Raw genomic sequence first — 13,232 nt, forward strand, 5'->3', positions numbered from 1 at the left:
GGCTATTGGTCTGTTGTAAGAGCCATTGATGACCAATTTCATAGGTCCATTGCCATGCCCGAATCGACCACACTGTCTATGCCGTTCAATCCGGCCGGAATCGAACTCGACCGCCGCCAAGGCTTGAGCCGCCAGCTCTATCAGGCATTACGATTGCGCGTACTGGACGGGCGGCTGTGCAGCGGCACGCGGCTACCGGCCAGTCGTGATCTGGCGGCGGCGCTGGCCATTTCGCGTAACAGTGTGGTGCGCGCCTACGATCAACTGTATGCCGAAGGCTTCATCGAAGGTCGGGTCGGTGATGGCACTTACGTTGCGCATTTGCCTCACGCAGCGTTGCCAGCGAAAAAGTTGTCCACAAAAGTATCCACAGGGTTTTCAACAGGCTTACCCACAGCCTTATCCACAAAATGCCCAGATTTACCTGTAGATCCATCCAGCAACGTTATCCACAACGATCCGCTGACCCGGGTCAGAAATAACCATTTGGCCCGGCCGCCCAGTGGTCCGCCCCGGGCTTTTCGAGTCGGTGTACCGGCGTTTGATCTGTTCCCGTTCGACGTCTGGGCCAAGCTGAATGCGGCTTTCTGGCGAAAACCGGATTTGCAGCAGCTGTGTTATGGCGATCCGGCCGGTGATGCACGGTTGCGCGGGATGATCGCTGCCTATCTGCGCAGTTCTCGGGGCATGCAATGCACAGCTGAACAAATTGTGATCACCAGTGGTGCGCAGCAGGGAATAAGCCTTTGTGCACAGTTGCTGGTAGAGCCGGGTGACGGCGTCGCGATTGAAAATCCGGGGTATCGAGCAGCGGGTCACGCCTTCGCCGTGGCCGGTGCGAAACTGCACGGTGTGGCTGTGGATAACGAGGGCATCGACTGTGCCGAACTGACGAGGTTGAACGACTGTCGCCTGACTTATGTAACGCCTTCCCATCAATATCCCACCGGGGTGGTGATGAGCCTTGCCCGACGCCTTGAACTGCTTGCCTGGGCCGAGCGCACAGGAGGCTGGATCGTCGAGGACGACTACGACGGCGAGTACCGCTACAGCGGCGCGCCGCTGGCCCCTTTGGCGGCGCTGGATCGGCAGGGACGTGTGCTGTATGTCGGCACGTTCGGCAAGGTGGCGTTTCCGGCATTGCGCCTGGGGTATCTGGTGCTGCCTCCGGGGTTAGTGGAAGCGTTCGCTCAACGGCGTGCGGTGGATGTAAGGCATTCCGAAGTCAGCACCCAGGCGGTCATGGCCGAATTCATGGCGAGCGGACACTTCCAGCGGCACATCCGCCGTATGCGGCGAGCGGCGCTGAGCCGGCGCGACACCCTGCTCAAGGGGTGGCCGGCGCACATCCCGGGAGTTGGCCCGTTGCCCGTCGTGGCCGCAGGCCTGCATATGACCGTGCCAGTCGACAGCATGGCGCGTGAGCAGGAGTTGATCGAATTGGCCCGTGACGTCGGGGTCGAGATCAATGGCTTGAGCAGCTATTGGTTGCCGGACGCCGGCGCTGAGCTGGAGCAGCGCGCCGGTCTGGTGATGGGGTTTGCTGCGGTGCCTGAACCGGCGATCGACGCCGCGCTGGACAGGTTGCGCAGGGCCTGGCAGGTGGATTGAAAGGGGCGGGCTCCAGACCGCCCCGTCGCCTGAGTCAGGGCTGGGGTTCAAGTTTGAAAAACAGCGCCGGGTCGCTGATTCGTCGCAGCACATAGTCAATCGGTGCCAATGTGCCGAGTGCCTCGCGGCGTTCGGCAGTGAATTGCTGCAAATGCGCATCAGCGATTTTCAGGTGCGCCGCTGTGAAGCTTTCCAGTGGAGCCTCCAGCGAGTCGTAGTGAAAATGCGCCAGCCACAATGGTTGATGCTTGTTGGTTACATCCAGAATCCGGTATTCCTGAAAGTAATCGCGACGTTTTTTGGTCCTGATCCTTCCCTGAACATTGCGTTCGATTTGCACTTGATGATTGTCCAGCATCCATTGCAGATAAGCCTGACGAGGCTGGCGCTGCTTGAGCATGCTGGCGCGGAGGTTGACGCCTTCGGTCCGTAATCGCTGGGCATCGGCGGTGAGATACGCCCCGATATTGCCCACCGGCGGCGTTGCGCCGCCAGTTGCGCGAATGCGGGCGAGGGCCTGGGCAGCATCGGCCGCCGCTCGCTCCAGAAGCGCTGCTCGTTGATCGAACAGATCCTGCATGTCCGCCGGAATCCGGTTGGGCCGTAACGCGTCCTTGCGTGTCTGTTGCGTGAAAGCCTGCACGTCATCAACCAGTTTCAGGCTATTGGCGACAATATCGATGTCTGCCAACGGCGGTTGTCGATTCGGACGCGGCCTCGGCGGCAGTACGCTCTCCAGAGGTTGCTCGGTTGTGGTTGAAGCGTGGGCGGATTGCGGTTCGCGAGGACGGCTCTTGGTCACTTTTATGGCTGGGCGGGAGGGCCCCGCAACGGCCGGTCTGGGAGGGACGGGTGGGGCGCTGACAACGTTCTCGGGCAGCAGCGCGTTCAATTGATCCTGAGCCAGTTGTCGGAACTCGTTGATCAGGCCGCGTATTCGTTCAAGCTGGGTCGGCTCCAGTTTGTCCGGCATTTCACCAGGAAGGTCTGTGAGGCGCTGATCGGTGTCGGCATAAACATCGATCAGCTTGCTCAGACGTTCGATGTGCAGCGCGATTGCATCTGTCGCGGTCGGCGTTTTGAGCAATTGTGCATGCTGATGGGTGGCGGTAGCTGCCTCGATGATCAGCAATCCCACCACGTCACGCTCCGGCGCGGCCGCTGCGTTGGCCGAGTTACGCATGCACAGCTCGTGGGACATGCCGATTTCGTTGGACTTCAGATCCCACTCGGTGAATGACGGCAGCAACGCGCGCAAGCGTTGTGCAGCGGTGATACCGGCACTACCCAGGGTTTCGAGAGCGGCCAGTGAGCTCTGGGACAATCGCAGGCGCGTCACCATGTCCTGACTCAATGCCAATGTCTGTCTGACATTTTCGATATGAGTTTGCAGTGCGGTGTCCGATTCGATCTCGTTGTTCTCGACCAGCTTGTGGGTAAGGCTGGCATAGGCGTTGCGTTTGAGGGAAAACCACAGGGCGAGGTTTTTCTGCAGCAGCGTGGTCAGGCGCAGCACATCATGCAGATAGCCTTCGCTGCCGCCTTTCTGGCGCCATTGCTCGAGGTTTTTCAGGGCGGCGTCATAATCGCCAATCAGCGTTTCAACCTGTGCGAGATAGCGCTCGGTGGCTTGCTCGTGCGCAGGGCCGCTGGCCGCGAGCATTTCATCCAGTGCCCGTTGCAACGCGGCATCGGCCGCGGGTTCCTGGCGTTTGAAGTCATTCAGCGCGGTTTCCAGCTGTTTTCGCTGTTGCTCCTTTTCCCTGCGTTGGCTCCTGAGCCGGTTTTGCAGACTCTGCCCACCGGCTCCCCCGCGCAGGCGCAGACGCGTATCGACCACCCACTGGCCTTGAGCAAATTGCGCCAGAAGCGGCCCGGTTTTCCGCGGATTGCCGGCAAATACGATCTGCAGCTGTTGATCATCGTTTTCGATCACCGTGTACCAGTGTTCGCCGACCTGTGCGTACAGCTGATCATTGAGCCTGTACAGGCTGGCACGACCGCGCCGCAAGGTCTGCACATTCGGATCAGTCAGGTCCGGGGCCGGGACTGCGGCATCTTGCAGATACGCGATCAAGGCCGCCGGGCTCCTGCGAGGTATGGAGCCGCTGGCTTCCAGTGAATTGTAATGAGCGGGAGGCAGTTCATCGGTCAGTGGCGTGGGAATCAGGGTCACGACAGGTTTGGCGGGCGCTACGGCTGGTTTCTGCGGCAAGTCGGCTACGATGTTGTCGATGTCTGACCATGGACGTGGGCCGGCCTTGCGGCGTACGGCAGCGTGATGGGCCAGGAGAATGCCCAAGGTCAGCAACATGTCGCCCACCGAACTCCACTCGTTGAGCCTGTCGCCGCGTTGATGCGCCTCCAGCGCATGCTCGATTTCAGTGAGGCTTTGCCAGATCCAGATGGCCGCGCCAGCCGGGCCGCTGAGAAAGTTCGCAGCAACATTGAACACGGCCCAGCCGCTGTCTCGCAGCAATGCCCAGCGGCGTTCGGCGTTGGATTGCGATTGCCGGTCAGCCAGTTGTGCCATCGCTTGGGCATGGGACTGGAACAATTTGGCGAATACATCGCCGTTCAGTTCCTGCGACCCGAGCTCGACCGGCCCGGCCCAGTTCACGGAGGTCCAGGGTTCCAGCAGTAACTCAGCGCCGAGCCATGGGGTGGGCAGGCCGATCGGGAAGGTGAATTGAGCGTATTTGAAGCTGATGGCTGCATCGGGCAACCACGCCAGCACCGAATCCCTCAGCTCTCCCGGTTGGTGCAAGGCGTACAGCAGGTTTTGCGCAGAAGGGAATTGCATCAGCGATTGTTCGAACAGTGGCCGGTACAGCACGCAGGGGCCGGCCTCGGGCTGACGGGGGCCGATGATGAACATGTTGTCCACCGTATCACCGATGCTTTCTCCGGAGCGGATGAAGGTCAGAGGGCGTATCACCACCGGTTGCGGATGAGCGGGTGTCGGTTTGAGCCATTCGCACACATAGCGATGGCCCTGCTCATTGAAACCGGCGATGCGACGGATTTTGTTCTCCAGTGCAACGAGCGGCAGCACAGCCTGGAGTTGTCTGATATAGAACTGTGCTTGTAATGCAGCTTGCGGCCGATCATTGATCAGTTTTTCCTTGATCAACTGTGGATAGGCCATGCCGATGTTGACCTGGCTCGCCATGTTTGTCAGATAGGTCTCGTTCAACCAGCGGGGAACGGTTTGCGGCGGATTGAAGCGCAGGCTTGCCTGATAGGGGGCGGCGTTCTGCAGTGCAAACTCACCCAGGGTTTCCGTATGAGTATCGTTGGGGTTGGGCAGCGTCAGGCCCCCCGACTCGAAGCTGTTGGTGATGGTGATTTCGAGGGTTTCCAGCGGCAGCCCGGCCGCAGATTTTTTATCGGCCAGAATGGCTTCGCGCATACGCCTGCCAGCGAAGGTCGTGATGGACGCAATCCGGAACAGGTTCTTGTCCGCCAGTTTGTATAGCTTGCCCAGCGCACTGACCGATCGGCTGTAGCGCTCCATGTCCGCCGCCGAGGCGCCGATCAGCCAGTCGGGAATGGCATCGTCCAGTCCGGTATCGCGGGGATGGTCGGCACGGGTCAAGTCCGGGGCGTACGGCGTGCGATCGGCGGCGAGTTCTGCGCTGGTGATCGAGGCGATGGCATCGAGTTGACTGGCAATCAACGCCCAGGCCATATGATCGAAGAAATTGCCCGCGGGCTCGAACAACTGCCACTTCAGGTTGCGCCCGGCCAATTGGTCGGGCAGGCGATCAGATAAAGACGCTCCCAGCGATTCCAGAGTGTCGAACGACTCATAACCTTTCTCTACCGAGTACATCATCACCAGGTCGCGCTGCCGATAACGCCCCGTGAGCACGGCCGCGCCGCCGACGATCAGATGCCGGGTCTCGCCCTTGTCATCGACCGTATCGACGTCGATCAGGCAGGCCTTGATCGACGAAACCTCGGGAGCCCGAGTTGGCCTCTGCTGCTTGTCCGGGAACTGCGAGACGGCTCTGGCCACGTGGCATTGGCTTTCATCCCAGCCACTGTCGGTCTGCACATCAAGGGCTTTGCGCAGGGCATCGGACAACTCCTGCCAACGCGTTGACTTGGGTCCGGCGCTGTTCCAGTAATCCAGCTGACGTTCGCCAAAGGCGGTGAAAAGCAGGGGCGCGTAGTCGTTGAGCAAGGTGGCGATGGCTTCGATGCCGATGTCCAGGTGCAGCACGGGTGTGGCTTGCGGATCGGTTGTCAGGAAGTGTTCGCCTTCCAGGTAATTGGCGCTGGTGGCGGTGAAGAACTGCCGGACTACGGCCTGGGTCAGAGACTCGAACCGGATGGGCATTGCCGTCAGCGTACCGTCGTCCCAGTGCCATTGAGGGGTGCCGATGAGCGTATGGTCGGGGTCGATATCGCGTTCGGGAAACCTCTCTTTCAGCGCTTTACGCAGCATCTGAGCCGCCACTTCGTCGACGGTGGGGCCTTGGCTCGTCTGCCGCACGACGAGGTTTTTCTTCAGCAGGACGGGGGGGCGGAGGTTGTCGACAGAGTCGGTCATTGTCAGTTTCCTTTTTGACATTTCAGGCATGCGAAAAAAACAGGGCACGAGCCAGTTGCGGGCTGATCTCGCTGCGATAAATCGCGATGAGCTGTGGGTTTGCAGTGTCGGCGCGTACGTCGAAAGCGCCGGCCAGCAAGCGCTGCTCCCGGGTCTTCAAATGAGCAGCGGTAAAGGCGTTGATGGCCGCGTCGAGCCGGGGATAATGAAAGTGCGCGTACCAGAGAGTCGCTGCCCCACGACGCTCGCGAATCTCGTATTCCTGAAGAAAATCCTTGCGCGGTCCCTTGAGCCGGCGCCGATCACCGTTGCGCACGATGTCGATTTCACCTTTGCTCAGCAGCCATTCCACCCGCGCCGCCGTCGGCGGTTGCCGTTTGATCATGTCGACGCGAACCCGGTAACCCTCGTCGTACAGTCGCTCCTTTGCTTTCTCAAGCGCCGCCTGCAGTCGGGTGGCGGTCTGGCTCTGGCCGTCAATCGTGCTGAGAGGGGTCATGGCTTGCGCCAGGGCACTGGCGCTTTGTCCGACGTGTTCGGCTTGTTGTCGAAACAGCTCCTCGGTTTCCACCGGGATACGGCCGGGTTTCTTCGATTGGGCTTCGGTTCGCCGAATGAAATCCTCCAGGCCATCAAGCAGTGCCTGGCCCTGCACCAGCTGTACTGCCAGCGCCGGTGCAGGTGCGACCGGACGGCGCCGCGGGGCCGGGATGCGTTCCAGCCAGACCCCGGGTGTCTTTTCGTGAAAGGTGGCGATGACCTTGCCGGTCACGGGGGCGCGAACCTCCAGCAAAACGGGTTCACCGGGAGCCGAAGGGCGCATTTCGCCGACCACGGTGCCTTTGAAGCGCGTTTTGATGACCCGTTTGCGCGAGGTTCGCGGCGGTTGTGAAGGTACGGAACGTGGCTCCGTCGTCGGCAGTTCACGCAGCAATTGCGCCAGATGATCTTCAGTGTCTTTGTGGAATTCGCTGACCCGTTTGCGCACTTGCTCGAAGGACGGCTGGATCAGCACTTCCTTGTGGCTGAGGGACATGTCTTCGAAGGCTTGAGTAATGCCCGTGAACTGCTCCAGCACGCCATCGAGCGCTTCGACGCGCTGGATAATCCCCTCGGCGCTGTCTTCCTGAATCAGTTCCTGTGAGGTCTGGATCGCCAGGTTGGTGGTGTCGAGCAGGCGGGTGAAGTCGCCTCGCGCCTCATTCAGAGCAGCGCCGTCGCCTGCTTCGAAGCAGACCTCACGCGCCAGTGAAACTTGCAGCGCCTTGAGGTCATTCACGCTGAAAGCGGGTAATTGCCTGCGGTACTTATTGGTGATCTCGGCAGCGTTTCTGCCTAGCCTGCTCAGCGCCTGGAACCGCGAGTGGGCAAACTCGATCTTGCCGATTACGCCTTCAGCGAGATCAATCATCTGTCGATAGATCGTCCGATCGCCCGAGCCCGCGGCAGTCTCTTGCGCCTCCAGCAGTGCCAGGGTTTCACGCAGTGTCCGGCTGAAGGTGGCATTGTTCTCATCAAGCCAGCTCTGGTTGAAGTACAGCTGGGTATCCAACATCGAAGTCATGGCGGAGCGGTAGTTGGGCAAGCTTTCAAGCAGGCTGAGCGCCTTGAGCTGTTCGATGGGGGCTTCGTACTGGCTGCTGCGCTGCTCAAGCAGGTCTAAAAATTGTTGCTGCAAGGCCGGTCGAGCCTCGGTGCTGGCAGCTTTCATCTGGTTGTAAGCGGCGATCAGTTCGGTTTTGGCGTTGGCGCGTTCCTCATCAAACGTGGCCAACTGTTGCTTGAGCTCGGCGATCCGTTGAGCGTTTTGCTGTTTGATCGCTTTGCGCCGGACAGACAAGCCGCCGCCTCGCAGACGCAGGCGGGTGTCGACGAACCATTGCCCACGGGAATTGCCGATCAACGGCGGCCCTTGGCGTGGAGGTTGTTGGCGAGCGTCGATGATCGAGACCTCGCCGTTTTCCTCCACGGCCACCTCGAACCAGCGCTCGCCGACCTGGGTGTAGTAGCGGTTGTCGTGGCTGTAGAGATGTCGGTACGCACCGCTATCGGCAGCGGGCGGAGTCAGAGGCTCGGGTTTGCTGATTTGGAAGCGGTCGAGCGTTTCCCTAAGGCTCAGGGCCGGGCCGGTCAGTAGGGATACAGGGTGCCGGGCAGTAGTGGAATCGCTTGCCCTGTCGGGCAGTTGCACGATAGAGGCCGGCGGCGGTTCGACGGCCTGCCGAATCTCGGTCGAGACGGCATCGACAGACTTTTCTTCGATCTGGCGGGCCGTGGTATGACGCGTCGCACCGCGGTGCGCGAGGACCATGGCCAATGTCAGCAACAGGTCGGTCATCACGGCTTTCTGCTGGTCACGGTCGCCTGTTTCTGTGGCGTCCAGGCCTTGTTGCAGGTCCTCCAGAATCTGCCAGACCCACGCGGCGGTACCGACCGTACTGCCCAGAAAGGGCAGCGCCGCATTGAGGATCGACCACGCCGCCTGTTTGAAAGTCGCCCAGCGGTTTTGCGCGTTGGACACCGATTGCCGCTGTGCCAGATCCACCAGTGCCAGGGCGTTGCTCTTGAACACAGCGGCCAGGTAATCGTTGGCAATGACTTGCGTGCCAAGGGACAGCGTGCCGCCCATTTGCAGAGGGGTCAGCGGGTCTGCCAACAGCTGCGAGAGCGACCAGACCGAGGGCAGGCTGCCGGTGAATACGTAGTCGGAGTAATGGCTGCGTACCCTGTCCGGTAACCAGGCAAGTACCGATTGGCGCAGGGTGGCCGAATGCTTGATGGCATAAATCAGGTTCGCCGGTGTCGGGTACTGGCTCAAGGACTGGTCAAGTAATGGCTGGTAAAGCAGGCAGGGGCCCTTGTCCATCTGTCGAGGACCGATGACAAACATGTTGGCCACTTCGTCCGCAGAGGCAAGCAGCCGCCAACCGGGATTGAATGCCAGTGGGCGAATGACAATTTCCTGGCCGTCGACCCGGCGATTGGCATCGAGCACCTGCACCACGGCCGCGACATAGCGATAGCCGAGCTCATTGATCCCGCCCAGGCCGCGAATCTTTTGTTGCAGGGCCAACAGCGGTAGCTCAACCCGCAAATGGCCGGTGAACAGATTCTGCCGGCGCAGGCTTTCCAGAGGATCGTCAAGCAATTTGCCTTTGATCAGGGCCGGGTAGGCCTTGCCGATGTCGACACTGACGATCAACGCCTCCAGGTACGCCGCGTTCATCCAGGACGGCAGCGTCGAAGCACTTTTGCTGCGCACGGTCTTGTCACCCAGGGGGACGGCGATCAGGTTTTGCAGCGCCAGATCGACCAGGCTCAAGGTGCTACGTTGTGGTTCCGTCGGTGGCACAAAAGTGCCCCAGACCACGACACTGTCGACCACGATCTCGATGTCTGCCAGATCCAGATCTGCAGCCTCGGGATGTTGCTTGAGCATGGCCTCGCGAAGTCTCTCCAGGGTGTACTCGCGGATCGGCTTGATCCCGTCCTGAAACGACTGGTTGGCGTTCTGTGTGCGAAGGGTCGCCAAGTCCATCAGATGACGACTGTAGGCCGTGAGATCGACGGAGGACGCGTTGAGCATCCAGTCCGGCAACCCTTGCTCGACCCGGTTGAAGCGCGAGGGTGCCTGCCTGTCCGTCGGGTCGTGTCCATCTGCCGCCCGACTGATGTGGGGGGCCAGATCGCGGTTGCGGATGTCGGTATCGGTCGCCAGTGCACCGATCGCATCGGCTTGCAAGGCAATCAGGTTACAGGCCAGGTGGTCGAAGTAATTGCCTTCGGGTTCGATCAGGCGCCACTGCCAGGCATTGCCGGCGTCATTTTCTGCGGTGTAGCTCAGCAGGGACTCGCCCAGAGCCTGCATTGACTCGTAGCTCTGAAAACCACCGGTTATGGTGTAAGTGAGGATCAGTGTGCGAGTGCCCAGCGTTCCGGTCAGCACCGCCATGTCGAGGGTGTTCAGGTGTCTTGCAGCACCGTCATCGACCTGGTCGAGGTCGATCAGGCAGGCCCGCGATTGATAACGGTCGTTGGTCGTGCGAGCGTCCTTTTCCGGATAAGTGAACAAGTGGCGGGCCATGGCGACCTGATCGGCATCCCATGATGGCCCGGGTTCAATGTTCCAGCGCTCGCGCAGTGAGTGGGACAACTGCTTCCAGCGTGGCTTCGAGGGGCGCGTGAGCTGGTTCCAGTAATTGAGCTGTTGCTCCTGAAACGCAATGAACAGCAAGGGCGCAAGTTCGTTGAGCAAGCGCCCGATAGCCTCGATGTTGACCGGCAATTGCACCGGTACCGGCGCCAGAGGTTCCAGGGTGAGGTAATGCTCGCCATCGAAATACAGCACGGGCGTGGATGCCACCCCATGACGGACCAGGGCGCCCGTCAGTGATTCGTAGCGTCTTGCGCCGGGGATGACCTGTGTTGCATCAAAGGCCCAGGTCGGTGTCACCACCATGGCCAGACGTGGATCGATGGTCAGTTGCGGGTAGAGGGCTTTCAGGGCCGGCAACAGCGCCTGGGTGGCGACTTCCCTGATCGAGGGCCCCGTCACCAGTTGGGTGAGCAGGTCATTCTGATTATTCGGGAGGGCGGCGGGTGGGGCGGAATCTTCGCTCATGGTCACTTCCTGTGAGGTGGGTGCAGGTACCGTTGGGCGTTCGGTGCGCGTTCGGGCTCAAGGTAATGACCGTCGGGGCCGGCATGGCGGTATATAGATATCGCGGACAAAAAAAGGCCTGCATCAACGCAGGCCAATAAAAAAACCGAAGTGAAGGTCAGGTGCCGGACTTGATCTTGGTCCAGGCCCGTGTGCGCGCCCGTTCGGCATCACGCGGCAGCGGTTGCAGGGTGTAGAGCGTGCTCATCGCCGCATCGGTCGGGTACAGGTTGGGGTTGTTGCGGATCGCCGGATCGACCAGCCCGGTAGCGTCCTTGTTCGGGTTCGGGTAGCCGACGAAATCGCTGACCGGGGCGATCACCGCCGGTTGCAGCAGGTAGTTGATGAAGGTGTAGGCGTCTTGCGGATTCTTCGCGCCCTTGGGAACGGCGAGCATGTCGAACCAGATCGGTGCGCCTTCCTTGGGCAGGCGCATGTCGACCACGACACCGTTCTTCGCCTCTTTGGCGCGATTGGCCGCTTGCGAGAAGCTGCCGGAATAACCCACCGCGACGCAGATGTCACCGTTGGCAATATCAGCCATGTATTTGGACGAGTGGAAGTAAGTGACGTACGGGCGGATCTTCATCAGCAACGCCTCGGCCTTGGCATAGTCAGCCGGCTTCTTGCTGTTGGGGTCCAGGCCCAGGTGTTGCAGGGCCAGCGGCAGGATCTCCGACGGCGAGTCGAGCAGGGCGACGCCGCACTGCTTGAGCTTGCTGATGTTCTCTTCCTTGAAAATCAGGTCCCAGCTGTCCACTGGCGCGCTGTCACCCAGTGCGGCCTTGACCTTGGCCGGGTTGAAACCGATCAGGATGGTGCCGTACATGTACGGCACGGCGAACTGGTTGCCCGGGTCGTTGGCCTCGATCAGCTTCATCAGTTTCGGATCGAGGTGATTCCAGTTCGGCAGCTTGCTGCGGTCCAGCGGCTGGAACACCCCGGCCTCGATCTGCTTGGCGAGGAACACATTGGACGGCACCACCACGTCATAGCCGGAGTTGCCGGTCAGCAGCTTGGCTTCCAGCGCTTCGTTGGTGTCGAAGATGTCGTAGACCAGTTTGGTCTGGCTGTTCTGCGCCTTGAAGTCTTCCAGCGCCTTGGGCGTGATGTAGTCGAACCAGTTGTAGACGCGCAAGGTGCGTTCTTCGGCGTGGGCGCCGACGCTGAGCAGCGCCGCGCACAGGGCTGGTGCAATGCAGTGCTTGAGTCGGTTCATTGTTCGAACCCTTCGAGCACGTTCACTGCGTTGATGCCGATTTCCTCCACCGCGTAACCACCCTCCATGACGAACAGCGTCGGCTTGCCGAGGGCGGCGATGCGTTTGCCCATGGCCAGGTAATCCGGGCTGTCGAGCTTGAACTGCGAGATCGGATCGTCCTTGAAGGTGTCGACGCCCAGCGACACGACGATGATGTCGGCACCGTAGCTGTCGATCTCGTTGCAGGCCTGTTCCAGCGCCGCGCTCCACACCTTCCAGCCGGAGCCGGCCGGCAGCGGATAGTTGAAGTTGAAGCCTTCACCGGCGCCTTCGCCGCGTTCATCTTCGTAGCCGAGAAAGAACGGAAACTCCGCTTCCGGGTGGCCGTGGATAGAGGTGAACAGCACGTCGCTGCGCTCGTAGAAAATCGACTGCGTGCCGTTGCCGTGGTGATAGTCGACGTCGAGGATCGCAACTTTCTGGTGGCCTGCATCGAGGAATGCCTGAGCAGCGATAGCGGCGTTGTTGAGGTAGCAATAACCGCCCATCAAGTCGCTGGCGGCGTGGTGTCCCGGTGGCCGGCACAGGGCGAAGGCGCTGCGGGCGCCGCGCTGGATTTCGGCCTGCGCAGTCAGCGCCACTTGCGCTGCACTGTAGGCTGCTTGCCAGGTGCCGGCGGTGATCGGCGCGCCGCCGTCGAAGCTGTAGTAGCCGAGCTGGCCGTGCAGGCTGGTCGGTTTGATCTGCCGCAGAGTGCGTGCGGGCCAGGTGTAGGGCAGCAAGTCGCCGTCGGTGTTGAATTCGGTCCAGCGTGCCCACGCACCTTTGAAGAAGTCGAGGTAGTCGCGGCTGTGGATGCGCGCGATCGGTTCGAGACCGAAATCCTTTGGCGCTTCCACCGAGCCGAGGTTCTGGTTCTTGACCCGTTGCAGCACATGGTCAGCACGCGATGGCATCTCGAAGCACGGCTTGAGCTGGCCGTCGATGAGCTCGCAGCGGCCGTGGTGCAGGTGGTGATCGTCCGAGTAGATCGTCAGCATTTGTTGTTCTCCGCAGGGGGCTGATTCGGTTGCCCCCAGTGTTGCGGTGCGCGGCGAATCGGAGAACGGCAGGAAAGGCCAAAAGGGGATCGATATGGCCAAAAACGCTGACCGAAATTCGCCCCTTGTCAGCAGATCAAAAGATCGCAGCCTTCGGCCGCT

The 13,232-nt window shown here is 60.7% G+C and carries 5 protein-coding genes; 1 reads left to right on the forward strand and 4 read right to left on the reverse strand.

Annotated elements, in window-relative coordinates; all coding sequences use genetic code 11:
• The first annotated feature begins 54 nt into the window (after positions 1–54).
• Complete coding sequence (locus AB1J88_RS21085; protein WP_430291902.1) at positions 55–1,611, forward strand: PLP-dependent aminotransferase family protein; 1,557 nt, start codon at positions 55–57, stop codon at positions 1,609–1,611.
• Positions 1,612–1,645: 34 nt separating this feature from the next.
• On the opposite strand, the gene AB1J88_RS21090 is transcribed toward AB1J88_RS21085, so the two are convergent.
• From AB1J88_RS21090 to AB1J88_RS21105, 4 genes are all read right to left on the reverse strand, one after another.
• Entirely contained in the window at positions 1,646–6,169 is a 4,524-nt protein-coding gene (locus AB1J88_RS21090) for a hypothetical protein (protein WP_430291903.1), read from the reverse strand.
• 22 nt (positions 6,170–6,191) lie between these two features.
• On the reverse strand, positions 6,192–10,790 hold the full coding sequence (locus AB1J88_RS21095) for a hypothetical protein (RefSeq protein ID WP_430291904.1): 4,599 nt from the start codon (positions 10,788–10,790) through the stop codon (positions 6,192–6,194).
• Between the two features lie 157 nt (positions 10,791–10,947).
• Positions 10,948–12,048 (reverse strand): polyamine ABC transporter substrate-binding protein, encoded by a 1,101-nt coding sequence (locus tag AB1J88_RS21100; RefSeq protein WP_262949075.1) that lies wholly within the window; start codon positions 12,046–12,048, stop codon positions 10,948–10,950.
• On the reverse strand, positions 12,045–13,070 hold the full coding sequence (locus AB1J88_RS21105) for a histone deacetylase family protein (RefSeq protein WP_041071656.1): 1,026 nt from the start codon (positions 13,068–13,070) through the stop codon (positions 12,045–12,047). Before AB1J88_RS21105 ends, AB1J88_RS21100 begins: the two co-directional genes overlap by 4 nt.
• Positions 13,071–13,232: the final 162 nt, after the last annotated feature.

It is taken from the genome of Pseudomonas sp. S8 (assembly GCF_050473925.1).
Taxonomy (GTDB): Bacteria; Pseudomonadota; Gammaproteobacteria; order Pseudomonadales; family Pseudomonadaceae; genus Aquipseudomonas; species Aquipseudomonas parakoreensis.

Coding starts and splice junctions, on each gene's coding strand:
- AB1J88_RS21100 (WP_262949075.1), bottom strand. CDS start 12,048: ATGAACCGACTCAAGCACTGCATTGCACCAGCCCTGTGCGCGGCGCTG.
- AB1J88_RS21105 (WP_041071656.1), bottom strand. CDS start 13,070: ATGCTGACGATCTACTCGGACGATCACCACCTGCACCACGGCCGCTGC.
- AB1J88_RS21085 (WP_430291902.1), top strand. CDS start 55: ATGCCCGAATCGACCACACTGTCTATGCCGTTCAATCCGGCCGGAATC.
- AB1J88_RS21095 (WP_430291904.1), bottom strand. CDS start 10,790: ATGAGCGAAGATTCCGCCCCACCCGCCGCCCTCCCGAATAATCAGAAT.
- AB1J88_RS21090 (WP_430291903.1), bottom strand. CDS start 6,169: ATGACCGACTCTGTCGACAACCTCCGCCCCCCCGTCCTGCTGAAGAAA.